Genomic DNA, 25,345 nt, shown 5'->3' with positions numbered 1-25,345 from the left:
GATCACTTGTCCTCTTTGCGGAACTTCTGGTGGCAGGCCGAACAGGTCTGGGCGACCATCGCGAACGCACGGTCGGTCGGCATGTCCGCAAACATCTCGGTCGTCATGGGAAGGTCCGATCCCATCATGCCCCCTCCCATTGCAGGCGCGGACCCGCCACCCATCATCCCGTCAGTGGCGCCGCCCATCATTGATTCGCTACCGTTGCCCTGTGCTGCGGCCAACCCATTGCCTGCGCTCAACTTCAATCCTTCGGCGGCTGTTCTCAACTCTTGCGCAAGGGCCGCGAACTCTTCGCTGTTTTCCCAGACCGACGGCAACGCCTTGGACACTCCGCCACCCGAGCCTTCAGGAAACAGTCGCGTCATTTGCTCACCGGCATGGCCGATCATCGCGCCAGCTTCCCTGCGGACGACATCGGCGTCATAAGGTACCTGACCCCGCATCATGGGTGATAGCGTCTTGAGTGTTTTGGCCATCGCGGACATGCCCTGCATCCGCTCCAGCACCACGCCGGTTGCTCCGGAATGCGCCAAGGCAGCAACGCCGGTCGTCCCGATCGCAATGGCAGTAATCCATATCTTCATGTTCAAGTTGGTCATTCCTGTCAATTGATCCCGTTGGCGCGCTGAAGTTCCCGCACATATGCAACAACCATCTTCACATCGCCGGGCGTGACGCCTTCAACTGGCGGCATATTGCCAAACTTCCAATGGTGCGCTCTGACACCTTGTTTCGCGGCAAGCAAAAAAGCGGCGTCACCGTGATGGCTCGGTTCATAGATCTTGTGGACAAGCGGCGGTGCCACGCCATTCTGTCCGGCAGCATTCGCACCGTGACAAGCGGCGCAAGCGCCATCGAAAACACGCTTTCCCAATTGGGCATTTGCTGAGAATTCAGCAGGCACAACCACGTCTGCAATCGGCGCGCCCTCTTCCGTCTGCGAAAGATCAGGCGTTGTCATTGTGTGGCCGGGCATCGAAGACGATGGCTGCAATTGCTGCCAGATCACAACCGCGCCACCGACGACAAAAAACGCCGCAATCAGGATGCCGGACTTCGACATCAGATTAATCGTACCTGCGTGCCGACCGGTGTCCTTTCGAACACCTCGATGATTTGCTCGTTGTAGAGACCGATACACCCGCTTGAAGAGCGTCTTCCGATCTTGCGCGTATCATGGGTGCCGTGAATCCTGTAGTACGTCCAACTCAGGTGCAGGGCACGGACGCCCAACGGGTTATCCGGCCCGGGCGGCATATAGGCTGGCAAAGACGGGTCACGTTCGCGCATGGAGGGTGTAGGGGTCCAGTCAGGTTCGGGGTCCTTGAACGTGACTGTCGTGTAGCCGCGCTTTGTCAGCTCGTCAGACAAGGGAACCGATGTCGGATAAATGCGCATTTCGCCATCGGCCGTCCAGTGTTGCATCACGCGGGTAACGGTGTCTGCGATGATGATACCCTTGTCCAAAGCGTCAAAGTGGTCTTGCCAAGCGTGTGTACGAAACGATGAGATATTCCTTCGGACACTGGTTTGATCCACCTGCGCACGCAGGATGGACGGGGCCGCGAAAGCTGCCGATGCGGCACCTGCCGTGAATGCTCAACGCGTTACACGTGTTTGCTTGCGGGTCATCATATGGCCTCATGTTGTTGTCTGCCTATCCACTAGACTACCCGCCTGGTCGCATTTCATGAACAGTCCGGGGCCTGATATTATGTAACGATATGTATCCCGGCCAACGGACACGTCTTCGCGCTGCTGCCTCAAACCTCGATGGGTTTCAGGACAACACGCGTGTCGAGCGGGACCTTCTCATAGAGTTCGATGATCTGATTATTGGTAAGCCTTGCACAGCCGTTTGAGACACGTCGACCAATCGTCTTCGGATCCGTTGTGCCGTGAATTCTCAGGTAGGTGTCCCCACGCCCTGGCTGGTAAAGATACAAGGCGCGGGCACCGAGTGGATTGTTCAGCCCACCGGGCACACCGCCCGCAAAACGAAGATATCGGTCAGGATCTCTGGCTATCATGGCGGGTGTGGGCGTCCACCGCGGCCACTTTTGCTTGCGCGCGACATAGAACTCGCCGGATTCATAGAGCCCCTCCCGGCCAATTCCGACGGTATACCTGATTGCCCGATTGTTCGGCAAAGTCCAAAATAAAGCGAACTGGTTCGGATCGACATGTATTTCTCCCGGTTTGTCTGCCTCGGTGAACGGAACCTGGCGCGGCAACTGCTCCGGGGGCACCACAGATGGCCCGACGCGCCGGTCGTGCTCTGCGTCACTATGCGCGAATGCTGTTTTTCCACTCACCGAAAGAGCTGCAACAGAAGTCAGGAAATATCTTCGTTTCATATACTTGCCTCACTAAACTAGTCGGGTTTGAGGTGACGAACAACCCGCGCCATATGTGGCGAGCCTTCCTCTTTCGGGGCTGACTCGGCGCTTTGTTTGACGGGCAGCGTGATTTCAGCGCGCAGACCCCCATCAGTGCGGTTTTTCAGTTCGATAGAACCACCGTGCTCAAGGATGATGCTGCGCGCAATCGACAGCCCCAGGCCATGACCGCCGGTATCCTGTGATCGCGACGTCTCGAGCCTGACATAGGGTCCGAAAACAGCCTCCAGCTGATTGTCGGGAATACCGGGCCCCTGATCGTCGATGGCGACCACTACCTCACTGCCCATGCGTTGCCACGAAACCCTGGCCTCACTCCCGTAGCGGATCGCGTTCTCAATCAGGTTTCTCAACGCGCGCCCCATCGCGCTTGGTTTCACGGATACGATGAGTGGACCTTGGCTGGTCACCTGAACCTTGTCCAAGCCCATACCAGTGATCAGATCGTGCAAATCAACCGATTGGACCTCTTCATGCTGTCCGACGCCCTTCGCGAAATCGAGGGTCGCATCGACCATCCGTTGCATCTCTTCACTTGACGCCACCAAGGACGTGCGCGTGTCTTCGTCGTCCACCATTTCGGCCCGCACCCTAAGCGCCGTCAAAGGCGAGCGCAGATCATGCGCAAGCGCTGCAAGCATCTGGGTCCGGTCACTGACAAATCGCGTCAGGCGATCCTGCATGATGTTGAATGATCGGGTCAGATCCCGAACTTCCTTCGGCCCTACGACCGGCAGATCGCCCTTGGCGGCGCCGCGACCCAGACGTTCGGACGCAGTCGCGAGATCGTTGAGTGGTCCGGTCAGTCGGGACAGGAGAAACCAGAAACTTGCAACCAGCAGAAGTCCCGCAGTCAGTGCAAAGGATATGTTGGACGCCAGCGACCTTTGCAGAGGCGGCCGTTCGAACCGCGTCTCGATGTTGAGCCAATTCCCACCGGACAGCGCAATGGACAGCTCCATCTCGATGGCCGCAAGGCTGCCCTGCATCATTTCGGCGTGCATTTGCGCCATTTCCGGTGACAGGTTCGGAAGGGGCGGCAGACCTCCCTCGATTTCATGAACCTCAACCCGGATATCCCGGCTGTAGCTTTCCTGAAGCAGTGCCCGTATCCGCGCTTCGACCGCTCCACCGTCATCGTGTTGTCCGTGTGCAACCGACGGCTCGTCTGTAAGGTCGAACCGTACGAGCGGAGACGTTGCCGCGCGGACGATCTGGGCATGCAATTCCGGGGGTGCGCCTTCAATCAACTGTGCGACATTTGCGGCCCTTCCGGCGGCTTCGGCACCGATGGCGGCCTGAATGGCTAACGAGCGTTCATCAACGAAAAACCAAATACTCAGAGCTTGCGCGAGGATCAAGACACCGAGGACCAGAAGGGCAATCTGTGCACGCAACGTCCGCGGAAGCAGCTTCATTCGCAAATCTCGACATCGCAGGAAAGACTATACCCCCCATGCCGGACAGTCGCGATGATCTTCGGGCGCAAAACGTCCTCTTCCATCTTCCGGCGCAACCGGCTCACCTGATTGTCGATGGTTCGGTCCAATGGACCGGCGACCCGGCCGGTGCTCAATTTGAGCAGCTCGTCGCGGCCAATGACCGTCCTTGGCCTTTGCAGGAACAGGGTCAGGAGTTTGAGTTCACCGGATGTAAGTTGCGTACGCGAACCGCCTTGGTCAATCAGTGTGCGGCCATCGAAATCCAGCTTTAGGTGTGCAAACTTCAACGTTTTCCCCGCAAAACCATTCGGTTTTGGGATCAGCTGCGTCCGACGCAATATCGCGTTGATCCGCGCCACCAGTTCCTTGGGATTAAACGGCTTGGCGAGATAATCGTCTGCCCCGCCATCCAGACCCGCGATGCGGTCTTCGTCGTCACCCAATGCGGTCAGCATCAGGATCGGAATATGCCCTTCCTTGCGCAATCGCCTGCACGCGGACAGCCCGTCTTCCCCCGGCATCATCACATCGAGGACAATCAGATCGAAATGCGCTTCCGCCAGCCTTGCGTCCATCTCAACTGCATTTTCCGCCGCTGAAGCACGCATGCCGTTGCGTTCCAGATAACTGGTGACGGATTTCCGAATCTCTGAATGGTCATCGACGACAAGGATGCGTGGCAGATCGCTCATGCCGCCAACATAGTCATTTTCACCAAGGGACGCCCATCCCGTGTTTGTAGCCAAATGTAACAGCGCGGGCAGTCGACTTCGGGATACCGAGCAACTATTTAAGGAAGAACATCGAGGAGTTTTAAGTGAACCGACGTGAATTTGGCCTTACGGCACTCAGCCTGGCCTTGGCCGGGCCTGCTTTGTCGCAAACCGCCGCACCCACGTTGCAGGTGACAAAGACACCGACCTGCGGCTGCTGCGGCGCTTGGGTAAATGAGATGATCGCTGCCGGTTTCAAGGCATCGGTCGAGGACGTGGATTACGACACGCTTCAGGTTCTGAAGCAGAAACACGGCATCGCGCCGGAACTGGCAGGATGTCACACTACGTCCGTGGGCGGATATTTCGTCGAGGGTCACGTGCCTGCGGCTGACATCGGGCGGTTGCTGAGCGAAAAACCTGTCGCGCGCGGACTGACAGCACCGGGAATGCCCATGGGTTCGCCCGGCATGGGCCCCCAAGGTGATCCCTATGATGTGCTGCTTGTACTGATGGATGGGTCGACGCAAGTCTTCGCAACCCACGGCTGACGTGTTTGCCCGCGATACGTTCCGACAAAGTTTTTCGCCGACCTTACCATTCGGCAGATTTTGTTGGAACGTATCCGTTCTGAGCTTGGCAAGCATATTGCCGTTCCTGCTTGTCTACATCCTCGCAACGCCTGGTTTTGCGACGCTGCTGCTGACGAATGGGACCGCGCTCTCGCGCTTCCTCCGGCAGGTCTTTACCAATGGGTTTGTGGTCGTTTTCCTCGTGAATTACTTGGGGTTCGTTTCCGCATCGGTCGCGCTGAAGCAGTACCAGCATCGGCCGATTGTTTACCTGGTTTTAGATGGCCTGCTGCGGAGTGTCGCATTCATTGGGGTTCACATTGCCGTCTATGTGATGTCGGCCGATCTGTTCGGCTCGTTCAACGGCAGCCGTGCAACAGCTTTGAGCGTGGTCGGACCAACGCTCGAGCGGTCGTTCATGTTTGGGAACATCTCGGGCGTATATCTCTATGCCCTGGCGCCCGGCACCTTCATCGCGCTTCTGGTGGTTCTGACAGAACCTTCTGGCGAGGCATCGAAGCCTACCATGTTCAGGACAATGAGCATGGCCTTGCTGTTCAGCCTGACCCCGATCCCCCTCGTCACATTCCTGTCCTATGCGTTGGATCTGGCAACCTGACGGGCCAACTTGGTCAACGACCCGCAGGCTGTCATCTGATCAAATTGTATCCGAATGTACCCTTGACCTTGCCTCACTGGAATGTCGCAGAAGAACACGAGCATATTCTGGAGAGCTACATGTCTGACAATCAAAGTCAAAAATCCACCGGTTCATCGAAACTGATGCAGTATGGTATGATGGCCTGTTGTGCCGTTATGTTGTTTCCAGTCGCCGCATTCTTTATTGCAGGCGGCACGATCGCGGGTCTGTGGGGCAACGTCGGCCTTTTTGCGCCGCTCGCACTTTGTCTTGGTGCGCATGTCGTCATGCACAGGATGATGGGAAAGTCGTGTCACGGGTCAAGAGTTGAACAGGCGAACGAGGCGACTGTGGATGCGGAATTTGAAGATGGCCAAGCTCCCGAACGAGAACTGGTACGCGCCCGCTAGAACGCGGCTGACAATCGGAATTCCGATTGCAGGTATTCTGGCCCTCGGCGGTTGTGCCCAGTCGGCCTCGGGCAAGCTTTGCCCACTTGAGCCCCCTTCCGTGACACGGGATGCGGCACACGACGTCATGCTTCCCGTAGGATGTCGCTTGGTCGGTCAGTCTGAAGGTACTACCCACGAAATAGTCTGTGACGACGGCCGGACCGGATGGGCTTTCGATTAAGCGCCAAACCTTGATCCTGCCTCACATTCACCTGCACAGCGACGGTCGCCCACGCCACTACGGGCGCAACCGTTCCAACGCGCTTTGCACGGCTTGACGGCGCGGGTCATCTCCCGGCACCTCCGACAACAGGATTTCAGCGTGTTCAAACGCCGCGATTGCCGGCGCGGTATCACCCAGAACCGAATAGGCATTGCCAAGCCGCATCCATCCATCAAGATCGTCAGGCTCATCTTCCAGCCGCGTGGCCAGCCGTTCGACCATCGAGCGGATGAAATCCTGTCGTTCCTCCACACTCATGTCCTGCGCGTTTTCGATGTCTTCCTGTGTCGGGCCGGACGCACTGGTCTTCGGGGCATAGTCGGCCAGCGAGATCGGAGCCTTGCCGATCTTCGCGCCAATCCGGTTGGCTTCGCCAACAAAGCTTTCCATCCACGGGAAAAACCTATCCGCATCGTCCAGCCGGGCCACCAGCGTTTCGTGAGCCCGAGCCTCATCGCCCTTCTGCTCGAGCGAGACTGCCTTGAAAAAGGCAGCACCGGGATTGGAAGGATCCAGTTCGTACGCCCGATCAATCGCGGTGTCCGCTTCAGGTGTCACCACACCTTGCTCTGCGTAGATCAGAACCTCGGCCAACATGGAGAAGACGGCGGAATCGGCCTCCGGTCGTTGTGCGACAACTCTATATGCATCGGCTGCATCCGCATACCGGCCCATTTTCGAATAGGTTTGCCCCAGCAGCATCCAGCCTTCCGAAGGCCCGCCTTCGGGGTCTGAACTGAGCCGGACGTACAGACGATCTGTCAATTCGGCGATTTCCGCCGCTTCCTGCCGTTCAGTGGCACGTTCGGCAAAGGCGACACCTGGGATCTCTGGCGAGCCCATTGCGGAGTAATATCCAAAAGCGAAGACCGGCACGAACACTGCGCTCAGAACGACCATCAAGCGGCCCCCTGCCGCCGGTTTCCCATCTGACAGAACGGACCGGCGCGACTGCACGAGGATCCGTCTCTTGATCTCCTGCTCCGCCGCCGTGGCCTCGGTGTCGGAAATGACACCGCGCTCAAGATCCCGCCGAACCTCATCCAACTGATCCATGAGGACCGCATCCGTGGCGTCAGCCGGGACGGGTGTCCGCGACGACCGATGGCGCAGCGGCAGGCCCATGAAAAGCAGACCTACAACGGATAACAGGGCGAAAACCAACCAGATCATGAACCGTCCTTTGAAGCGTTCTCTTCAATGAAACGCGCAATTTCCGCTTTTTCGTCATCGGAAAATCCCGTTGCGGCAGCCCTGCGCCGGCTTCTCGAAATGACGGTCCAGCCGACAAGCAGCGAAACAAGCGCAAACACGAAGGGCGCCATCCAGAGCGCGAGAGTGGCGCGATTCAGGGGCGGGCGCATCAGGACATAATCGCCATACCGGGCGTGGATGTACGCGATGACCTCCTTGTCGCTGTCACCGGCAACAAGCCTTTCGCGCACCAGTATGCGCAGGTCCCGCGCAACCCCGGCGTTGGAGCTGTCGATGTCCTGATTCTGGCAGACAACGCAGCGCAGTTCCCGTGATATTTCACGGGCGCGTTGCTCCAGTACAGGATCCTGCAACATCTCGTCTGGCTCGACCGCCAAGGCCGTCACCGGAAGCAGCAGGAGGAAAGCAAATGCGATATACCTCATCCGTTCTGGCCCCTTGCTAACGCGCCAGCCTGGATCAATGCTTCCCTGAATGTGGAAATCGCCGTTTCGCCCACGACGGGGCCGACATATCTGAACAACACCGTCCCGTCAGAGCCGACAATGAATGTTTCAGGTACGCCCGAAAGGCCCCATTCAATCCCCACTCTGCCGCTCAGATCAGACCCGATCCTTTCGTAGGGATTGCCAAGCTCAGCAAGCCATTTAGTCGCATCCTCCGGCTTGTCCTTGTAATTGATCCCGAACAACGTCAGCCCGTCCTTTTCGACCATCTGGGTCAGAACCCCGTGTTCGGCCCGGCAGGGCACGCACCACGAGGCAAACACGTTCACGATGACCGGTCGCGGGTTCCCGACCAGATCGGCGCGGGAAAGCCCTGGCGTCTCCAACCCGTCGACAGCGGCCAGATCGAATTCGGGTGCCGGCTGCGAGATCAGAACCGAAGGAATGTTGTTCGGGTCCCGGTCCGGGTTCAAGCCCCACAGAAAAAACCCCCCGAAAATGGCCGCGATTGCCAGCGGAATGAATGCCAGTATACGTCCCATGCCTACTCCGCAGGAAGTGCTGCGGGCGCTGTCGCCTTGCGACGGGGTGCCCCGACGCGCAACCGCCGGTCAGACAGCGAAAGACCCCCACCAAGCACAAGCATCGCCGATCCGATCCAGATAAAGTTGACCAGAGGTTCATACAGGATGCGCAGGGTCCAAGCCCCTTGCGTGCTCTCGTCCTCGGCGGCCGGATTTGCGATGGACGCATAGAGATCACCGGCCATTGTCGATCTGATGGCGCTCTCTGTGGTGGTGGTTTGCGCGACCGGATAGGTACGCCGCTCCGGGAAGAGATCGGTGACATAGTTCCCCTCCCGGGCCACACGAAGCGTGCCACGATCCGCGAAGTAATTTGGCCCACGCACACGTTCGGCCCCCTCAAAGGTGACATCGAACCCACCAATGCTGACCTCTGTACCGGGCCGGACAAAGATGATTTCCTCGGATTTCCAGACCGTCGAGCCGATAAATCCGAACATCGCCATCGCGAGCCCCGCATGAGCCAGTGTCATCCCATGAGAGGATCTGGGCAGGTTGCGTGCACGGCGCACCGATTCCGGGAACGGTGCCTCAAACAGCTTTATGCGCATCGCCCATTCCCGCAGGGTTGAGAAAAACAGCCAGAATGCAAGCATCAGCGACAGATACCCCAACACCGGACCGCCCTCGGCGAGATACCAGGTCACCAATGTCGCGAGCACGGCCAGAACGACCACGAAACGCAACCGCTGCAGAACGCCCGCCAGATCGGCACGTTTCCAGGACAGGTAAGGCCCCAGCCCCATCGCAAAGACGAGCGGCAGCATCACGGGAATAAAGGACGCATTGAAGAAGGGCGGCCCCACCGACAGTTTTTCACCGCCCGTCGCGGCTTCGTAGAAGAGCGGGTACAAGGTGCCGAACAGCACAATGCCGGTGGCCGTGGCCAGCAGCAGGTTGTTCACCAATAGCCCCGCTTCCCGGCTGATCGGCTTAAACAGGCCGCCGGGCTCCATTGTCGGCGCGCGCCAGGCAAACAGAGCAAGGGAACCGCCGATCGAAACGGCCAGCAATCCAAGGATATAAAGTCCCCTTTCCGGGTCGACCGCGAATGCATGCACAGAGGTCAGCAGGCCCGATCGGACAATGAACGTGCCCAAGAGCGATAGGGAAAAAGTCAGGATCGCCAGAAGGATTGTCCAGCTTTTGAACGCATCCCGTTTCTCCGTCACGATTGCGGAATGCAGCAGTGCCGTGCCCATCAGCCATGGCATGAAACTGACGTTCTCAACGGGATCCCAGAACCACCAGCCGCCCCAGCCAAGCTCATAATAGGCCCACCAGGATCCCAGCGCGATGCCTGCGGTCAGGCTCATCCAGGCAGCCAGCGTCCACGGACGTACCCACCGTGCCCAGGCCGCGTCCACCCGCCCTTCGATCAGGGCGGCAACCGCGAACGAAAAGACAATCGAGAACCCGACATACCCGAAGTAGAGAAGCGGCGGGTGCATGGCGAGACCGACATCCTGCAATAATGGGTTGAGGTCCTGACCGTCGTCTGCCGGAGGGAAAACGCGGTCGAAGGGATTGGACGTCAGCAGCATGAAAGTCAGGAAACCGACACTGATCCAGGCCTGCACCGACAGCGTTCTTGCCTTCAGCGACAGAGGAATGTTCGATCCGAAGAGGGCGACCGCCGCACCAAACACCGTCAGGATAAGGGTCCACAGCAACAGGGATCCTTCGTGACTGCCCCAGGTGCCTGCCACCTTGAACAGCATCGGTTTGAGTGAATTGGAATTCTCCACCACGTTCTTGACCGTGAAGTCGCTTGTGACGAAGGCTTGCATCAGCGCCAGAAACGCGATGCCGACAAAGAAAACCTGACCGAACGAGGACCATCTGGCAGACTGCATCCACAGGATGTTTCCGCGCCCCGCACCGAGGATGGGCAGCACACTTTGAACAAGCGCCATGGCCAAGGCCAGTGCCAGCGCGAAATGACCGATTTCAGGTGTCAAAGGATCATCAGCCTCTTCAATGAATTCACTGGATCGACGTCTGTCTAGCAAATCGTCCGGCGAACTGTGAGTGGTTGCTTTGTCACCGTTTGTAACAGGATGCTGTGACAAATGATTACAAAACGGCCCGCGCTTGGCCTTTAATCAAAGCGCTATAACGCCAATGTATCTAGGGTAAGTCTGAAAGGAATGAGAAATGAAAAAACAAGAAATTATTGCGCTTGGCGTGGTGATCGCGGTTGGCATGGCGCAAACAGCATTTGCGGAATCCGACGGGGCTGCCGACAGCAAGCCTGACAGCGGGAATATGTCCGGCATGGCGATGGGCGATGGCGACAATCAGATGGGCATGATGGGCGGGGACATGATGCCGATGATGCGAAAAATGATGAAGATGCATGCCGCTATGATGGGTGGCCAGGGCAACATGATGGGAATGATGGATCGGGACATGATGTCGACAATGATGTCCGGTGGACAGCCTCATGAAATGGCCGCGCAGATGTCCGAAAAAATGCGGGAGTTCGATGCGAATTCCGATGGAGCGTTGACACTTGACGAGTTCGAAGCCTTGCATATGGACGCAATGCGCGCGCGCATGGTAGATCGCTTTCAGCATCTCGATGCGGACGGTAACGGCCAGATCTCTCAGGACGAGATGGAAGATGCCGGTACACGGATGAGCAAAATGAACGGTACTTCCACCGGAACGGACATGGAAGGTCATCATGACAGCGAATAAGGGTCAAGCCTGCGGCACTCAGCTTGATGGGGGCAAATTATGGCCTTCTTTCTGACGCGCCGCGGCGCAAGCCTTGCGATGTTGGCCAGTTCCGTTGCACCTTTCTCGGCTGTCGCCCAGACCGCCGAGGTCTGGTCGGCGGACATGGCAGCAGATGCGCTGCAACAGGACCTGATCCGGATGATCGACGTTCGGTCGCGACCGGAATGGACCGACACCGGCGTTGCCGACGGTACCTGGCCCATCAGCCTGCATGAGGACCGTTTCGCCGAGCGGCTTTTTGCCGCCCGGGAACGGGCCGAAGGGCGGCCTGTCGCGCTCATCTGTGCGACAGGCGGGCGGTCTGGCCGCGTCATGCGAAGTCTTCGGCAGGCTGGCTACAGCGGCTTTCTTGACGTATCCGAAGGCATGCTCGGTTCTGCCGCCGGACCGGGCTGGATCGCGGGCGGTTATCCGGTCGTCAGTGTCGATATGGCTCTGGCGGCGCTGCCAGAGGAATTGAGTTGAAGTGAAACTGTTGAACCGTCGAGAACTGTTGGGCCATGCCGCAGGCTTTGGGGCTGCATTTGCCCTGCCATCGGCTGCATTCGCGGCATCGGACAAGAGGCTCGCGTATCCTCCCCTTCTCGATGCGACGACATCCCGGCTTTTTCAACTGGAAGCCCGCACGGGCGAGACCCGTTTTGACGACGGTGCCGCCAGCGAAACGTTCGGCTACAACCAGGGATACCTTGGCCCGACGATCCGGGTGCAGGCCGGGGTCGAGACACGGGCAGAGGTGCACAACACGCTTGGCGAGCCGATGTCGGCGCATTGGCACGGGTTGGTTGTTGCCGGTGAGTTCGATGGCGGACCACATCAGGCCATCGCACCGGGAGACACCTGGAAGCCGGTGCTGGACCTTGACCAGCCCCCGGCAACGGCCTGGTATCACAGCCACATTCACGGCGCGACGGCACGGCAGGTCATGCTGGGGCTGGCGGGTGTTCTGCAGGTGACGGATGACGCGGATGACGCCCGTGGATTGCCATCCGCCTACGGGGTCGATGATCTGACCCTTGTATTGCAGGACCGTCAGTTCAACTGGCGCGGACGCCTGAAATACGATCCCGGCATGCACCAGTCCATGAACGGGTTTCAGGGCGACACAATGGTTGTGAACGGTCAAATCGGCGCGTCGGCAGCGGTTCCGAAGGGGATCGTGCGGTGCCGTGTCGTCAACGGCTCGAATGCGCGGGTTTACCGCCTGTCCATGTCTGACAGCCGGTCGCTTCATCTCATCGCGACAGATGCCGGATTTCTGGATCGACCGATTGCGCTGAACCGCCTGACCCTTGCACCAGGAGAGCGCGCAGAAGTGCTTGTGGATTTCACAAGCGGGCGGGACAGTGTTTTGAAGTCCGACGATATCATTAATTCGGCCATGGGCGGAATGATGGGCGGCGGCGGTTCCGGCAGTCCATTCACCGTGCTGCCTTTCGCTGTCGACACAACCCTTCCGGTTCGCATCGACGCCCTGCCCGGCTCTCTGGACGGGCAGTTGCCTGATCTTGCGGTCAAGGACGCGCCAGTCCGACGTCTGTCACTGGATATGTCGATGGGCATGGGGATGATGTTCTCGCGGTCCGGTAACCGATTTTCGATCAACGGCGCGTCATACGATTCGGGAACGCTCAATTTTTCCACCAAACTCAACAGCATCGAGCGTTGGATTGTGCGTGGGGCCATGATGATGCACCCGTTCCATGTTCACGGCGTCCGGTTTCAGGTCCTGTCGGAAAACGGTACGGCACCGCGTGCAGAGAACAGGGGTTGGAAGGATACGGTACTGGTGGATGGTGAAGTGGAGCTTGCGATGAAATTCGAAAAACCTGCCTCAGCGGCTGCGCCCTACATGTATCACTGCCACATTCTGGAACACGAAGACGGCGGCATGATGGGGCAATTCAGTGTTGCTTAGCGCAGAAATCCCTTTACCCTCCGCTGACAGGAACCTTTAGGGGAATCCTATTCCTCGATAGAGGTTTGAGATGAAAACCGAATTGCACATCAAGCGGCTGACCCTCGCCGGCGGGCTGTTGATCGTCATCTCTGCGCCTATGCATTTCATCTTGCCCGAGCAAAGGCCAATTGTCTTCGCAGCTCTCTTTCTTTTGGTGCTCCATGCCGCTTAGCAAACCGCGCCTGCATCGGGTTGGGCTATGGTTGGTGGTTGCGCTTGGCGTACTTTTGATAGCCATATGGGCAATGGGATATGGCCCGGCGATAGCCCGCGAGACTATCGAGGTCTGGATAGAGCGGGCCGGCGCTTTGGGACCGTTGCTCATCATCGTGCTCATGATGGTTTCGATCGTGGCAAGCCCCATTCCAAGTGCACCGGTCGCACTGGTGGCAGGCGCGGCGTATGGTCATGTTGCCGGAGCTGTCTATGTCGCCATCGGGTCGGAACTGGGTGCACTCGTGGCATTCATCATCGCCCGCTATATCGGGCGCGACCACGTTGAGCGCTGGCTTGGGGATAAGGCCGGTTTCGGGTTATTGGGCTCTCAAAATCTGTTGATGTTGACGGTGTTCGCGTCTCGCCTCTTGCCCTTCATCTCGTTTGACGCAATGAGCTACGCTGCCGGTCTCAGCCGCCTGCGCCTTTGGCGGTTCCTGATCGCAACTCTGGCAGGCATTCTTCCAGCCAGTTTCCTGCTCGCGCATTTCGGAGCAGAGGCCATGTCGGGAGATTTCGGCACTGCTGAGTGGATCATCATCGGTCTTGGATTGATGACTGCCGCACCGTTGCTGGTCGCAGCGCTCTGGCGAACAAATCGGTCAACCAACGCTTCCTAAGTCTGAGTATGTCAGCAAAAATGAAAACCGTGATTGCCTACTTTACCATTGACCTTCCCCCACAGGAAGCTGCGACCGTGAATCGCTATGGATACACAAACACCACAACTCCGCCGGGATTTCCTGTACTACGCCACCGCCGGAACGGGCGCGGTTGCCGTAGGGGCTGCGGTCTGGCCATTGCTCAATCAGATGAACCCATCCGCCGATGTCCGCGCGCTGTCCCAGATCCGCGTCGATATCTCCGGTGTGGAACCCGGAACGCAATTGACTGTCAGTTTTCTCGGCAAGCCGGTGTTCATCCGGCACAGGACCGACGCGGAAATCGCGCAGGCCCGTTCGGAAGATGTGCTTTCCCTTCCTGATACCGTCGCCAGAAATCCCAACATATCCGGAGATGACCTGGCCACCGATGCAAACAGGGCAGTGGCGGGAAATGAGAATTTCTTGGTCATGATAGGCGTTTGCACGCATCTGGGATGTGTACCACTTGGTGACGGAGCCGGCGATTTTGGTGGTTGGTTCTGTCCCTGTCATGGCTCCCATTATGATACAGCAGGACGCATTCGAAAGGGTCCGGCACCGGAGAACCTGCATATTCCCACGATGTCCGTTTCGGAAGACATGATACTGACCCTGGGCTGACAGGAGCTTCGCGCATCGCGAAGGCCCATAAAATTCATACGCAGCGTTGTCGGAAGAGTCTTGACCCTCCAGTAACTGGAAGGGTTATGTGTTCAATTGTCTTGAAAACGGGAATTAGAAGATGGCCACGGACCAAGAACATCATCACGACATGACGCGCACCTCGACCGCATCAGACCCAGATACAGCGACCGACCCGGTGTGCGGCATGACCGTCAAGATAGACGAAGACACGCGCAGTGCCGAGTATGATGGAGAGGTCTTTCATTTCTGCTCGGAAAACTGCGAAACCAAGTTTGGCAAAGACCCATTTTACTATGCGTCGGGAAACGCCCAAAAGACACCAGCACATGGCGAGGCCGGTACGCAATGGACCTGCCCGATGCATCCGCAAATCCTGAAGGATGAGCCCGGGTCCTGTCCGATCTGCGGCATGGCGCTTGAACCGATGCTTCCATCGGACGAGCCGTCAGAAGAGTTGTCCGATTTCACAACACGCATGTGGATCAGCGCGGCAGCCGCCGTTCCGCTGGTTATCCTGACGATGGGTGAACTGGTCGGCCTACCTGTGCGGGAATGGATCGGACATCAGACGGCTGTCTACATCGAATTCGTCCTCGCAACCCCGATCATTCTCTGGGCGGCTCTTCCCTTCTTCAAAAGGGGGTGGGAATCGATCAGGAATATATCGCCGAACATGTGGACCCTGATCGCGCTTGGCGTCGGGGCTGCCTATATCTATTCGCTTGCCGCAACATTCCTGCCCGGCATTTTCCCCGAAGCGTATCGAAACGGCCAAAGCGTCGGGACATATTACGAAGCTGCGGTTGTGATCGTTGCGCTGATCTTTGTCGGTCAGGTGCTCGAGTTGCGCGCCCGCGAACGGACGGGTGATGCCATCCGTGCATTGCTCGATCTCGCACCAAAAACGGCGCGGCGGATCCTGCCGGACGGGACGGAATATGACGCACCTCTCGAACACATTGTTGAGGGTGACAGGTTGCGGGTACGCCCCGGCGACAGCATACCCGTCGATGCCGAGGTCCTCGAAGGGCATTCATCTATCGACGAAAGTATGATCACCGGAGAGCCGTTGCCGGTCGAGAAAACACAAGGCGACCGGGTCACAGGCGGCACGATCAACAAGAACGGCACATTGGCGATCCGGGCCACACAGGTCGGTGCGGACACGGTCCTGTCCCAGATCGTGGACATGGTGGCAGGTGCAAAGCGGTCGCGCGCGCCGATTCAGGGTCTGGCGGACCGGGTATCGTCCGTCTTTGTTCCGACGGTTGTCGTCATTGCGATCATATCCTTCGTTGTCTGGCTGTTCTTAGGGCCCGATCCCGCGCTCGCCTTCGCTGTTACTGCAGCCGTATCCGTTCTTATCATTGCTTGCCCCTGTGCCTTGGGCCTTGCGACGCCCATTTCGATCACAACGGCGGCGGGCCGCGGGGCACAGGCTGGCGTTCTGATCAAAGACGCCGAAGCACTGGAACGCATGGCGCGTGTCGATACCGTCATCGTTGACAAGACCGGAACACTCACCGAAGGGCGCCCCAAGCTGACAGACGTGGTGCCCACGGGGGACAAGGCTGAAAATGACCTGCTGACAATGGCTGCGGCCCTCGAACGGGGCTCCGAACATCCGCTGGCCGAAGCAATAGTCGAGGGTGCGCTGGCACGGGGGCTGACGCTTCCGAACGCAACGGAATTCGAAGCCGTGACTGGCAAGGGCGTGAAAGGCATGGTCGATGGCCAGGTCGTGGCACTTGGGAATCCCGCCATGATGGCAGAGATCAACGTTGACGCTTCGATTGCGGAATTTGCTGCGGACGACCTTCGTGAATCTGGAAAGACAGCAATGCTTGTGGCGATAGATGGCACTTTTGCCGGCATTGTCGCTGTTGCCGATCCCATCAAGGAGTCCACGGCAGACGCCATCGATGACCTTCATCGCCTCGGTCTCAGGGTCATAATGGCAACCGGTGACAATCAGAAAACCGCCGAAGCCGTCGCCGCAAAGCTGGGTATTGATGAAGTCCACGCAGGCGTCTTGCCCGAAGACAAGAAGGCATTGGTGGACTCCCTCAGACAAGAAGGGGCCCGGATCGCCATGGCAGGAGACGGCGTGAACGATGCCCCTGCCCTGGCGGCGGCTGATGTGGGCATTGCGATGGGCACCGGTGCCGACGTTGCCGTGGAAAGCGCAGGCATCACCCTTCTGGGTGGTGATCTTGTCGGCATCGTGCGTGCGCGCCGATTGGCAAAGGCAACGGTGCGAAACATCAAGCAGAACCTGTTTTTTGCCTTCGCCTACAATACCGCAGGTGTGCCCATCGCGGCTGGTATTCTCTACCCGTTTTTCGGCCTTCTTCTGTCGCCGATGATCGCCGCCGCCGCGATGAGCCTGTCTTCGGTCTCCGTCATTAGCAATGCACTGCGGCTGCGACGGGTACGGCTTTAGTCGCAAACTAAGGAGATAGATGATGGCAGGCGGACATCAGGGGCATATGCCGTCCGGCGGCAAGGGGCTGGCGATATCAGCCTAGTTGACCGGCATCTATTTTGTGATTGAACTGGCGATTGGCCTATGGACAGGGTCAATCGCGGTCATCTCCGACGCGTTCCATACCTTTTCGGCCGTGGGCGGTGTGCTGGTCGCCATTGTCGCGGCGCGTATGGCGTTGCGTCCGGCGGATGAAGAGCGGAGCTTTGGCTGGGCGCGCGCCGAAATCATCGGCGCCCTTGTGAATGGCGGCTTCTTGCTGGCCATGGCGGTTGTTGTCATCGCGATGGCTGCCATGCGCATGTCTGCGCCAATTGATCTTCCAACGGGTCCGATGCTGATTGCGGCTGCCGGGGGGCTCTTTACGGAGTTCATTTCGCTTGCGCTGATCTGGAAGCAAAGCAAGGAAGATCTGAACACGAAGGGAGCGTTCTGGCATATCATCCAGACCTTTGTTGGCAGTCTGTTGATCATCGTGACCGCCCTCGCAATCGAATTCACCGGGTTTCTGCTGATCGACCCGCTGCTTGGCATGGCGTTCGGGTTTGTCCTGCTATGGGCGAGCTGGGGATTGCTGAAAGAAGCGGCGCATCTTTTGATGGAAGGCACGCCTCCCGAAGTGAGTCTGCCTGAAATCAAACGTACCCTTGAAGAACTGCACGAGGTTTCCGATGTTCACCATATTCATGCCTGGGCGCTGACAAGTGGCAAGCATGTCTTCTCCGCGCATCTGCGTGTCACAGATCAAGAAGAGGTCCTGCAAACCGCCTACGACATGCTGCGTAAGGACTTCGGGTTCTTTTTCGCAACCCTGCAGATCGAAACACGGTGCTTCGACGAAAGCGGCGCTGAGGCAATCGACCTTTCAGCGGCGAGCAGTAAGACAGGGCATAACGGCGATCTTTGAAAACAGGTCATCGTCGCGGGCAGCAATTCTCATTGTTATCGGGCAAGCGAAATACCCGCCAAGCTTTGCTACCGCACCTTTTGTTATCTCGAACCGGGCATGGTCCGGCTGATCCATTCAGGGGCGCAAATGATACGTTCCCCGGGTCGGATTTGCGATCCGGCCATCATTCACAAGCTTTCGCAAGGCCCGATAGGTGGCCTCGTGCGAAAGGTGCAGCGCGCTGGCAAAATCGACAACGGAGCTTTCAAGCAGGCCCGCCACCATACCGGCATAGACCCGTTCTTCTGCGCGGCGGATGCCTACGATCTCAAGCGCCTGACGTTGCGCTTGTATCTGCTGTGCCGCTTGCCGCGCATAGGCGCGTGCAAAATCCGGATCTGCAAAGGCAGACAAGACCGCCGCTTTGTCGATCTGTACAAACGCCCCAGCCTCCGCCACGACCGCATCGCAGTGGTATCTATCCGAAAACACCGATGCTTCGGCAAGGCTCATCCCGGGCTCGGCACGGTAGATGATAAATCGTTCGCCATCCGGGCCGACACGCTCAAGATGAACGCGCCCGCACTTAACAACATAAAGGCCGCAGGTCCGCGCGCCCTGACGAAAGACCGTATCCCCTGCGGCCCTCGTCAGCGGACGCAAGGCGGAGGGCGGTATGAGATTATAGGGTTCAGGCATCATATGATCCAAATCATATTTCAGGGTCCGATCAGGTACTAGGCTGAATCCGAATACACTCAGGAAAGGCTGGTCCATGCGACTGATACCCGTTCTCTTCGCTGTCTTGCTTGCGACACCCGTTACGCCGCAACAAATGCATTCATCCATGGGTCACGCGTCCGACGCCCCAGGAAACCGGCCAGTCCGCCTTCGCCGCATTGGCCGAAATAGTTGTGCTGCTCCAGGCCGATCCCGAAACCGATTGGGGCGCCGTCAATATCGACAAACTGAGGGACCATCTGGTCGATATGGACCTTTTGACACGAAAGGCAGAGGTCACCCGCATTCTGCGGCCCGACGGGGCACGGTTCGAAGTGCGTGGCAGCCCGCGTGTCCTGTCGGCCATCAACACAATGGTTCCCGCCCATGCACCGTTCCTTGCCGGTGAAACAGGCTGGAGTGTTGCGTCAGAAGAAATGGAGGATGGTGTCGCACTGATCGTGGGTGGCGATGGTGAACAAATACAGGGCCTTGGTTTCTTTGGTCTGATGACAATCGGTGTACATCATCAAGAGCACCATCTGATGATTGCGAAAGGACGCAAGCCGCATCATTGAGCACGCGCCCAAGGCTCATATGCGGACCCAGGCCGCAATGGTCACTTCGCCAACACTACGCTCGGATATTCACAAAGAATCTGATGTCGACACCAGATCCGCAGAATTAACCGTCACACGCCTGCGGGACCATACGATCAGGGCCGCGCCAAGGATAATCATCGGCAACGACAGCAGTTGGCCCATTGTCAGCCCATAGCCCGCCCAATGAACCGCATGTCCAATCGGGTTGTCCTGCGTGACGAACTGCATATCAGGCTGCCGGAAGAACTCGACAAGGAACCTTGCGCTTCCGTATCCCGCCAGGAACAGGCCAGTAAGGCTTCCGGGAAAGCGCAGCCAACCGCGTTTCCAGGCCAGAAAGATCAGGACCGAGCCAAGCAGGATACCCTCCAGAAGAGCCTCATAAAGCTGGGACGGATGGCGGCCACACAGGCCCACGACGCCCGCACAGGACTGGGCCGCCTCGCCGGGGAATGCCACCGCCCAGGGCACATCGGTCGGACGGCCCCAAAGCTCGTTATTGGTGAAGTTGGCCAGCCGACCGAGGAAAAGACCCGGTGGTGTTGCAACAGCGAGCAGATCCGCCGTTGATAGAACGGGTGCGCCGTTGCGATAGCAAAAAAGCAAGGTGGCCACGACCACGCCGAAAAAGCCGCCATGAAATGACATACCACCCTGCCAGACCATGAAGATTTCGACGGGGTTCTGAAAATAGTACTGAGGTTGATAGAAAAGCACGAACCCCAGCCTGCCCCCCACGATCACGCCCAGAATGATCCATGTCAGCAGGTCTTCCAGTTGCTTGGGTTGCAGCGGCGGCGCCCCGGCCCCCCAGACTGACGAAGAGCGGACCAATGCGACACAGATGCGCCAGCCGATAAGGAGGCCAACAATATAGGCCAGCGCATACCAACGCAGGGCAAAGCGGAACGATCCGATATCAACGGCAAAAATCTCTGTTCCGATGTCAGGAAATTGGATAATCGAAGTCAGCATTCTTTGTTACCTTTGCCTGTTTCACACAAGGCCACATTTTGTTTCCCGCAACGGACGTTGGCGCGTTCAACCCTGTTGTCCCCAGCCCAAAGCGCTGTGGTGAATGTGCCATCCTTGCGTGCGGGAGTCGGTTCCGTTGAACCAGAGATGACGCACATCGGCACCCGCGTCCATGTGTTCAGGCGCTTGTATCCCATGAGTTTTGTACTTGTTTGTAACGGTTGGAAGCTCCGCCGCCTACTGGATCCGTCCGTCGCGGGAAATCAGCCGATCAAGGTCGCGCTCCATGATCTGAATTCGCTCCCGCGTCCTGCAACGACCATTGCGCAACCACATCTATGATCACGGATATGTTCATTGAAGTTGCGCGCGCCCGGCACAATTCAACGGATCATGACGGCACATAATGGTGATAACCGGGATCAAAGCAGGACCAGCGGCATCGCAAAAGGAGTTCAGATGTTTATACGGTCCCTCGCAGCGACACTTTTCATCGCTTTTGTTGCATTAGCTGCAAACGCCCCGCCCCTCTATGCGCAAGGAAAGACAATTCCATTCGATGGAAGCTGGAAAGAACAGGGCCTCTTGCGGCTCTTTTCGAACGAGTACGGCCTGCAAGGTCGGCGGCTGGACGTGATTTCCGATGGCACGGTTTCGGTTCTCTGGCGTCCGGTCAGCGCAGCCCTTGGCACCGCAAAGGCAGCAATGTGGGAATGGTCCGTCACGCAGGGTGTTAAGGGAACCGACCTCACACGGCGCGGCGGCGATGATCGCAATCTTGCTTTGTACTTCATATTCGTCGATCCGCAGACCGCAAGCACGCTTGGCCGAACAACGGCGCGCAAATTGCTGCGTGATCCCAATACGCGGGCGCTGGTTTATGTCTGGGGTGGCAATCATGCGAAAGGCGCATTGCTGAACAGCCCCTACTCGACGGGTCTCAAATCGAAAATTCTGCAAACGGCGCAAACCGGCAACTTCACCGAGAATGTGAACCTGGATCGCGATTTCGTGCGTGCGTTCGGGGACATGCCAAAGGTTCTGGTCGGTCTTGCGGTGACAGCCGACAGCGATGATACCGACGGAAAGATCCTTGCGGCCATTCAGGACCTGCAGATACGTTAGGTGCTCTCCGGTATTCCGCCAAACCTGGGCGCCGATCTGCAATGTATCAATATATCTCGCCGGGACGCCCTTCCGCAACGGTGGGGGATGTGGGTTGCAGGCCCCAGAAACGGAATACACGGAAACCCATGCTTAAGCGTCTTCAGATGATGGTTGCGCTTGGCGCAGCCACGCTCCCCCTGCCCCTGAGTGCGGCTTCGGTGCCTGTCACCCTGACGCCCGGCCTTCACCCGGATCGGGTCGCGGGACATTGCAATGCTTGGATTCAATGGCACCTGTCCCGGCCCCGAAATCAGACAGCGCCAGAACGATATTCTGCGGGCGCGGGTGGAAAACGGGCTGGAGGACGGGACCCTCGTACACTGGCATGGCATTCGGTTGCCCAACGCGATGGACGGCGTAAACGTGCTGACACAGGATGTCATCATCCCGAATGAGGGTTACGAGTACCGGTTTCCGGTTTCCGGTTCCCGATGCCGGAACCTACTGGTATCACTCCCACTACCTTTCCTACGAACAGGTCGCCCGCGGACTGTTCGGCCCCTGATCGTCGAAGAACCTGCCCCGCCAGACGTGGATCAGGACATCACGGCCATCCTCTTCGACATTCGGCTTGATGACACCGGCCAGTTCGACATGGAATTCGACCGCGCTGATTTCATAACAGCAGGTAGGCTGGGGAACTTGATGACCACCTTCCTGTCGTCTGAGCAGGCGCGGCTGGGGGATCACATCCGGTTGCGTCTGATCAATCCGACACCGGATCGCATTTTCGAGATACGTATCGACGGGCTGACGGGCTTTTGTGTGGCCTATGACGGGATGCCGCTGCCCGAGCTGGTTTCGCTGGGCAATCTAAAACTCGCACCGGCGCAGCGCATCGACATCATCGCAGATGTGACGGGTGATGTGATCCTAAGAGAAACCGTGCCTTCGGGTGGCGAGGAACTGGGGGGCATTATGTTGAACGGTCAGCGACAAATCCGGTCTGCGCCGATAGCTCCCCTCCCCGCGAACCTCGTGCCCGCGCCCGGAGAGATCACGCAAACGGCAGATCTCTTCATGCAAGGCGGTGCCGGGGACGGCGCGCACGGCGGGTTCGGGGGCTGGGCCTTCAACGACGTGAGCGGTCTGCCGAACAAACCGCTGATTTCGGCAAGACGTGATGAAGCAGTGCAGGTGCGGATGGTGAACGACACTGCTTTTCCGCACGGTATCCACCTGCATGGCCACCATTTCTGGGAAACCGATCAGAATGGTGCGCGAACCCACCTTCGCGACACGACCCTCGTAGCGCCGGGCGAGACGATGACGATTGTGTGCGTACTCGACAATCCCGGCGCGTGGATGCTGCACTGCCATATGCTGAGCCATCAGGCTGATGGCATGGCGACCTGGATGCAAGTCAGCTGAGGTCGGAGCGGTGGTTGCGCCAACCGTTGACGCGAAGCTGTGCCACAACGGGATATCGCTCTTAACAACAAGCACAGGCCCGTCATACAAAAGTTTACATGGCACTCGCCAAAATTTGCCTATGCTCAGGTTGTGAATGACGCTGGTCTGATAATCGGAAAGGTGCGCAATGCCATCAAAAATCCATTCTGGCGTGATTGTGGCCCATCTGTTCATGGGCATGACGGCGGGCATGGTCCTTGCCGAGCCATTGGAGTTCGCCGACCTAGACCCACCGGTCGGGAACAATGCGCAGGAACCCACCCTGTTCGCACTGCAGGATGATCGGGTCCTGCTGGGTTGGACCGAACCACACCCTGCCGGGTTTGCGGTAAAATTGTCGGTCCTTGAAGACGCAGAACGGAGCGCGGCCCGCACTGTTACCGTGTCCGACGAACTCTTCGTGAACTGGGCCGATTTTCCGTCCGTTGTTGCGCTTGATGACGGTACCTTTGCGGCTCACTGGCTGTGGGAAAATTCCAAAAACGACTATGCCTATGACGTCAAGATCTCTCTTTCGCCGGATGAGGGCCTGACATGGAGCGCACCGATAACGCCACATGATGATCGGTCGGTTAGCCAACACGGTTTTGTCACGCTCCAGCCGCTCGAAGACGGTTCCTTGATGTCTGTCTGGCTTGACGGACGCGCATATGACAAGCCGCTTTTCACCAGCGCAGCCAGCAACTACCCGGATGCAATGCAGTTGCGCGCAACCCGGATCACGCCCGAAGGTACGCGAACCGATGATGTTCTTGTCGATGCGCAGACCTGTTCATGCTGCCAGACGTCCGCCGCATCGCTGGACGATGGCACCGTCCTTGTCGCATACCGCGACAGAACAGATGCGGAAATCAGGAATATATCTGTCGTAAGACACCAAGGCGGCATGTGGTCAGAACCAACAAACGTCCACAATGACGGCTGGGAAATCTCCGGCTGCCCGGTCAATGGCCCCGCCATCGCGACCGCCGGTCAAACAGCCGCCGTGGCCTGGTTCACGGCTGCAAATGACAAGCCGGAAGTCAAGGTTGCGTTCTCTTCCGATGGTGGCAGAAATTTTGGCGATCCGGCGAAAGTCAGCCTCGGGATTCCCGCCGGTCGGGTCGATATTCTCATGCTGGACCCTCAGACTGCGTTCGTGACGTGGGTCGAATGGGCAAATGAGAGCGAGGTGATCCTTGCTTGCCAGATCACAACCGGTCAGCAGTGTAAGGACCTGCAACTGATTGCGCGAAACAACGGCGCAGGTTCGGTCAACTTCCCGCGCACGGCGCGAACGAATGAAGGGGTTTACCTGTCGTGGACACAGCCCAGCAACTCGGATGATCCGGAACCGAGTTCGACTATACGCACGGTTTTCGCTTCCTATTGAAGGTTTCCGGACGAAAGCTGATGGTTCTTTCGCTTGGCTCACATCAGGAGTGGGTCCAACGATCACCGTCAACAAGAATTGCATTTCCTGCAATAGAGCTACCGGCAAATGACGGTGATTTCTCATCCATAGTGACTGGTCTCTGGCCCGGAAATTGTAGCGTGCCACGCTTTTTCATGATCCCGGTCCCGAGCATATGACCCACCAGCGCTACCCAGGCAATGCCGGTGAAATTCAGAAAGAAGGGAAGATCTGCGACAGAAGTAGTGCCCCCGATGGCCAACACCCACAGGCCGAACCCATAAATCGCCGAGGGCAAAAACCAGTTCGTCTGCCCCGCGATACGGTGCCAAATTGGTCTAAAGACGAACAACCAACCGACGGGATAGCCAATCAGGCCAACAAGATAAAAATGTACGAAATATCCTGCGAAATCACCGTTCGGCAGACCAAGGCTGCCGAGTAAGCTCCTCGCTAGCCCGTGCGGTGACAACCGCGAAAAGCCCAAGCCCGGGCTGATGATCTGACCCAACAGATCGAACGCGACGGTCGCAAAGAAACCTGCGACGAACATTAACCCTAAAGTTCGGGCGTTGAATGCGGGTAGTGAACCTGTTGTGCGAGAATCAGTATCAACTGTATTCATGGCGATTCTTTCTTTGTATTGCGGGCGATCAAATAGACAGGGCTAATGTAATGACCAATTGTTGACCCAGCGACGTTCTCGGCAACTCCCGATCACTTTCCATCTTGATGAGATCGGTCTGTTTATGAACCCCGCCACAATAACCAACCTAATGACAGAACGTGGGATGTGCACTGC

General features: G+C 57.9%; 28 protein-coding genes. 15 read left to right on the top strand and 13 right to left on the bottom strand.

Going from position 1 to position 25,345, the window contains the following annotated elements:
- Positions 1–2: 2 nt before the first annotated feature.
- From PAA8504_RS16960 to PAA8504_RS16935, 6 genes are all read right to left on the bottom strand, one after another.
- A complete protein-coding gene (locus PAA8504_RS16960; protein ID WP_009824484.1) occupies positions 3–602 on the bottom strand; it encodes a c-type cytochrome in 600 nt (199 codons plus the stop codon).
- A gap of 5 nt (positions 603–607) precedes the next feature.
- Complete coding sequence (locus PAA8504_RS16955; protein WP_005619178.1) at positions 608–1,066, bottom strand: c-type cytochrome; 459 nt, start codon at positions 1,064–1,066, stop codon at positions 608–610.
- On the bottom strand, positions 1,066–1,554 hold the full coding sequence (locus tag PAA8504_RS16950) for a L,D-transpeptidase (protein ID WP_108895366.1): 489 nt from the start codon (positions 1,552–1,554) through the stop codon (positions 1,066–1,068). The genes PAA8504_RS16955 and PAA8504_RS16950 overlap by 1 nt, the downstream gene beginning before the upstream one ends.
- Before the next feature lie 212 nt (positions 1,555–1,766).
- Positions 1,767–2,360, bottom strand: a complete 594-nt coding sequence (locus PAA8504_RS16945; protein WP_005619183.1) for a L,D-transpeptidase — start codon at positions 2,358–2,360, stop codon at positions 1,767–1,769.
- A 17-nt stretch (positions 2,361–2,377) separates the two neighbouring features.
- Positions 2,378–3,820, bottom strand: coding sequence for an ATP-binding protein (locus tag PAA8504_RS16940; RefSeq protein WP_108895365.1), 1,443 nt, complete (start codon positions 3,818–3,820; stop codon positions 2,378–2,380).
- Positions 3,817–4,536 carry a response regulator gene (locus tag PAA8504_RS16935; RefSeq protein ID WP_050672447.1) on the bottom strand — a complete coding sequence of 240 codons (720 nt, stop codon included), beginning with the start codon at positions 4,534–4,536 and terminating at the stop codon, positions 3,817–3,819. Before PAA8504_RS16935 ends, PAA8504_RS16940 begins: the two co-directional genes overlap by 4 nt.
- Positions 4,537–4,661: 125 nt before the next feature.
- On the opposite strand from PAA8504_RS16935, the gene PAA8504_RS16930 reads away from it, so the two are divergent.
- From PAA8504_RS16930 to PAA8504_RS16920, 3 genes are all read left to right on the top strand, one after another.
- A complete protein-coding gene (locus tag PAA8504_RS16930) occupies positions 4,662–5,108 on the top strand; it encodes a DUF411 domain-containing protein (RefSeq protein WP_043847208.1) in 447 nt (148 codons plus the stop codon).
- A 97-nt stretch (positions 5,109–5,205) separates the two neighbouring features.
- Positions 5,206–5,748 carry a hypothetical protein gene (locus tag PAA8504_RS16925; RefSeq protein WP_050672448.1) on the top strand — a complete coding sequence of 181 codons (543 nt, stop codon included), beginning with the start codon at positions 5,206–5,208 and terminating at the stop codon, positions 5,746–5,748.
- A 119-nt stretch (positions 5,749–5,867) separates the two neighbouring features.
- Positions 5,868–6,179, top strand: coding sequence for a DUF2933 domain-containing protein (locus PAA8504_RS16920; RefSeq protein WP_037953520.1), 312 nt, complete (start codon positions 5,868–5,870; stop codon positions 6,177–6,179).
- 280 nt (positions 6,180–6,459) lie between these two features.
- Here the strand turns inward: PAA8504_RS16920 and ccmI are convergent, their stop codons facing one another.
- Genes ccmI through PAA8504_RS16900 form a run of 4 tightly spaced genes read right to left on the bottom strand, consistent with a single transcriptional unit; the run spans position 6,460 to position 10,650 of the window.
- Complete coding sequence (gene ccmI, locus PAA8504_RS16915) at positions 6,460–7,569, bottom strand: c-type cytochrome biogenesis protein CcmI (RefSeq protein ID WP_245897675.1); 1,110 nt, start codon at positions 7,567–7,569, stop codon at positions 6,460–6,462.
- Between the two features lie 44 nt (positions 7,570–7,613).
- Positions 7,614–8,084, bottom strand: a complete 471-nt coding sequence (locus PAA8504_RS16910) for a cytochrome c-type biogenesis protein (RefSeq protein WP_009824475.1) — start codon at positions 8,082–8,084, stop codon at positions 7,614–7,616.
- Positions 8,081–8,647: a DsbE family thiol:disulfide interchange protein gene (locus tag PAA8504_RS16905; protein ID WP_009824474.1), complete on the bottom strand. Its 567-nt coding sequence runs from the start codon at positions 8,645–8,647 to the stop codon at positions 8,081–8,083. Before PAA8504_RS16905 ends, PAA8504_RS16910 begins: the two co-directional genes overlap by 4 nt.
- A 2-nt stretch (positions 8,648–8,649) precedes the next feature.
- Complete coding sequence (locus PAA8504_RS16900; protein ID WP_043847210.1) at positions 8,650–10,650, bottom strand: heme lyase CcmF/NrfE family subunit; 2,001 nt, start codon at positions 10,648–10,650, stop codon at positions 8,650–8,652.
- 196 nt (positions 10,651–10,846) lie between these two features.
- Here PAA8504_RS16900 and PAA8504_RS16895 point away from each other — a divergent pair, with 196 nt between their 5' ends.
- From PAA8504_RS16895 to PAA8504_RS16865, 8 genes are all read left to right on the top strand, one after another.
- On the top strand, positions 10,847–11,392 hold the full coding sequence (locus PAA8504_RS16895; protein WP_043847211.1) for an EF-hand domain-containing protein: 546 nt from the start codon (positions 10,847–10,849) through the stop codon (positions 11,390–11,392).
- Positions 11,393–11,431: 39 nt separating this feature from the next.
- Positions 11,432–11,899 (top strand): rhodanese-like domain-containing protein, encoded by a 468-nt coding sequence (locus PAA8504_RS16890; protein WP_043847215.1) that lies wholly within the window; start codon positions 11,432–11,434, stop codon positions 11,897–11,899.
- Between the two features lies 1 nt (position 11,900).
- Positions 11,901–13,352, top strand: a complete 1,452-nt coding sequence (locus PAA8504_RS16885) for a multicopper oxidase family protein (protein WP_043847217.1) — start codon at positions 11,901–11,903, stop codon at positions 13,350–13,352.
- Between the two features lie 70 nt (positions 13,353–13,422).
- Positions 13,423–13,566: a hypothetical protein gene (locus tag PAA8504_RS22145; protein ID WP_009824469.1), complete on the top strand. Its 144-nt coding sequence runs from the start codon at positions 13,423–13,425 to the stop codon at positions 13,564–13,566.
- The gene (locus PAA8504_RS16880; RefSeq protein ID WP_043847219.1) at positions 13,556–14,230 is read left to right on the top strand and encodes a TVP38/TMEM64 family protein; all 675 of its coding nucleotides are present in this window, start codon (positions 13,556–13,558) and stop codon (positions 14,228–14,230) included. The genes PAA8504_RS22145 and PAA8504_RS16880 overlap by 11 nt, the downstream gene beginning before the upstream one ends.
- 87 nt (positions 14,231–14,317) lie before the next feature.
- Positions 14,318–14,875, top strand: a complete 558-nt coding sequence (gene petA, locus PAA8504_RS16875) for a ubiquinol-cytochrome c reductase iron-sulfur subunit (protein WP_009824465.1) — start codon at positions 14,318–14,320, stop codon at positions 14,873–14,875.
- A gap of 121 nt (positions 14,876–14,996) precedes the next feature.
- Positions 14,997–17,342, top strand: a complete 2,346-nt coding sequence (locus tag PAA8504_RS16870) for a heavy metal translocating P-type ATPase (protein WP_108895364.1) — start codon at positions 14,997–14,999, stop codon at positions 17,340–17,342.
- Between the two features lie 85 nt (positions 17,343–17,427).
- Positions 17,428–18,291 carry a cation diffusion facilitator family transporter gene (locus tag PAA8504_RS16865; RefSeq protein ID WP_227512169.1) on the top strand — a complete coding sequence of 288 codons (864 nt, stop codon included), beginning with the start codon at positions 17,428–17,430 and terminating at the stop codon, positions 18,289–18,291.
- Between the two features lie 117 nt (positions 18,292–18,408).
- Here PAA8504_RS16865 and PAA8504_RS16860 read toward each other — a convergent pair whose 3' ends face one another.
- The gene (locus PAA8504_RS16860) at positions 18,409–19,050 is read right to left on the bottom strand and encodes a Crp/Fnr family transcriptional regulator (RefSeq protein ID WP_108895363.1); all 642 of its coding nucleotides are present in this window, start codon (positions 19,048–19,050) and stop codon (positions 18,409–18,411) included.
- A 137-nt stretch (positions 19,051–19,187) separates the two neighbouring features.
- Between PAA8504_RS16860 and PAA8504_RS16855 the strand changes: the two genes are divergently transcribed.
- Positions 19,188–19,571 carry a hypothetical protein gene (locus PAA8504_RS16855; protein WP_009824461.1) on the top strand — a complete coding sequence of 128 codons (384 nt, stop codon included), beginning with the start codon at positions 19,188–19,190 and terminating at the stop codon, positions 19,569–19,571.
- Positions 19,572–19,640: 69 nt separating this feature from the next.
- On the opposite strand, the gene lgt is transcribed toward PAA8504_RS16855, so the two are convergent.
- Positions 19,641–20,570: a prolipoprotein diacylglyceryl transferase gene (lgt, locus tag PAA8504_RS16850; protein WP_050672452.1), complete on the bottom strand. Its 930-nt coding sequence runs from the start codon at positions 20,568–20,570 to the stop codon at positions 19,641–19,643.
- A 357-nt stretch (positions 20,571–20,927) separates the two neighbouring features.
- On the opposite strand from lgt, the gene PAA8504_RS16845 reads away from it, so the two are divergent.
- From PAA8504_RS16845 to PAA8504_RS16835, 3 genes are all read left to right on the top strand, one after another.
- Positions 20,928–21,695, top strand: a complete 768-nt coding sequence (locus tag PAA8504_RS16845; RefSeq protein ID WP_231886351.1) for a DUF3047 domain-containing protein — start codon at positions 20,928–20,930, stop codon at positions 21,693–21,695.
- Positions 21,696–21,950: 255 nt separating this feature from the next.
- Complete coding sequence (locus tag PAA8504_RS22730) at positions 21,951–23,108, top strand: multicopper oxidase family protein (protein WP_348429606.1); 1,158 nt, start codon at positions 21,951–21,953, stop codon at positions 23,106–23,108.
- A gap of 169 nt (positions 23,109–23,277) precedes the next feature.
- A complete protein-coding gene (locus tag PAA8504_RS16835; protein WP_108895362.1) occupies positions 23,278–24,522 on the top strand; it encodes a sialidase family protein in 1,245 nt (414 codons plus the stop codon).
- Positions 24,523–24,565: 43 nt separating this feature from the next.
- On the opposite strand, the gene PAA8504_RS16830 is transcribed toward PAA8504_RS16835, so the two are convergent.
- Positions 24,566–25,168, bottom strand: coding sequence for a hypothetical protein (locus PAA8504_RS16830; protein WP_227512168.1), 603 nt, complete (start codon positions 25,166–25,168; stop codon positions 24,566–24,568).
- Positions 25,169–25,345 lie beyond the last annotated feature (177 nt).

It is taken from the genome of Palleronia abyssalis, assembly GCF_900302445.1.
In the GTDB taxonomy this organism is placed as follows: domain Bacteria; phylum Pseudomonadota; class Alphaproteobacteria; order Rhodobacterales; family Rhodobacteraceae; genus Palleronia; species Palleronia abyssalis.
The sequence above is the reverse complement of the archived record's forward strand: the minus strand, read 5'-3'. Positions and strand labels throughout refer to the sequence as shown.

Excerpts from the sequence above, each read along its gene's own strand:
- PAA8504_RS16830 (WP_227512168.1), bottom strand. The coding sequence starts at position 25,168 with ATGAATACAGTTGATACTGATTCTCGCACAACAGGTTCACTACCCGCA.
- lgt (WP_050672452.1), bottom strand. The coding sequence starts at position 20,570 with ATGCTGACTTCGATTATCCAATTTCCTGACATCGGAACAGAGATTTTT.
- PAA8504_RS16935 (WP_050672447.1), bottom strand. The coding sequence starts at position 4,536 with ATGAGCGATCTGCCACGCATCCTTGTCGTCGATGACCATTCAGAGATT.
- PAA8504_RS16880 (WP_043847219.1), top strand. The coding sequence starts at position 13,556 with ATGCCGCTTAGCAAACCGCGCCTGCATCGGGTTGGGCTATGGTTGGTG.
- PAA8504_RS16860 (WP_108895363.1), bottom strand. The coding sequence starts at position 19,050 with ATGGACCAGCCTTTCCTGAGTGTATTCGGATTCAGCCTAGTACCTGAT.
- PAA8504_RS16890 (WP_043847215.1), top strand. The coding sequence starts at position 11,432 with ATGGCCTTCTTTCTGACGCGCCGCGGCGCAAGCCTTGCGATGTTGGCC.
- PAA8504_RS22730 (WP_348429606.1), top strand. The coding sequence starts at position 21,951 with ATGCTTGGATTCAATGGCACCTGTCCCGGCCCCGAAATCAGACAGCGC.
- PAA8504_RS16940 (WP_108895365.1), bottom strand. The coding sequence starts at position 3,820 with ATGAAGCTGCTTCCGCGGACGTTGCGTGCACAGATTGCCCTTCTGGTC.
- PAA8504_RS16920 (WP_037953520.1), top strand. The coding sequence starts at position 5,868 with ATGTCTGACAATCAAAGTCAAAAATCCACCGGTTCATCGAAACTGATG.
- PAA8504_RS16835 (WP_108895362.1), top strand. The coding sequence starts at position 23,278 with ATGCCATCAAAAATCCATTCTGGCGTGATTGTGGCCCATCTGTTCATG.
- PAA8504_RS16910 (WP_009824475.1), bottom strand. The coding sequence starts at position 8,084 with ATGAGGTATATCGCATTTGCTTTCCTCCTGCTGCTTCCGGTGACGGCC.
- ccmI (WP_245897675.1), bottom strand. The coding sequence starts at position 7,569 with ATGGGCCTGCCGCTGCGCCATCGGTCGTCGCGGACACCCGTCCCGGCT.
- PAA8504_RS16905 (WP_009824474.1), bottom strand. The coding sequence starts at position 8,647 with ATGGGACGTATACTGGCATTCATTCCGCTGGCAATCGCGGCCATTTTC.
- PAA8504_RS16895 (WP_043847211.1), top strand. The coding sequence starts at position 10,847 with ATGAAAAAACAAGAAATTATTGCGCTTGGCGTGGTGATCGCGGTTGGC.
- PAA8504_RS16955 (WP_005619178.1), bottom strand. The coding sequence starts at position 1,066 with ATGTCGAAGTCCGGCATCCTGATTGCGGCGTTTTTTGTCGTCGGTGGC.
- petA (WP_009824465.1), top strand. The coding sequence starts at position 14,318 with ATGGATACACAAACACCACAACTCCGCCGGGATTTCCTGTACTACGCC.
- PAA8504_RS22145 (WP_009824469.1), top strand. The coding sequence starts at position 13,423 with ATGAAAACCGAATTGCACATCAAGCGGCTGACCCTCGCCGGCGGGCTG.
- PAA8504_RS16870 (WP_108895364.1), top strand. The coding sequence starts at position 14,997 with ATGGCCACGGACCAAGAACATCATCACGACATGACGCGCACCTCGACC.
- PAA8504_RS16945 (WP_005619183.1), bottom strand. The coding sequence starts at position 2,360 with ATGAAACGAAGATATTTCCTGACTTCTGTTGCAGCTCTTTCGGTGAGT.
- PAA8504_RS16960 (WP_009824484.1), bottom strand. The coding sequence starts at position 602 with ATGACCAACTTGAACATGAAGATATGGATTACTGCCATTGCGATCGGG.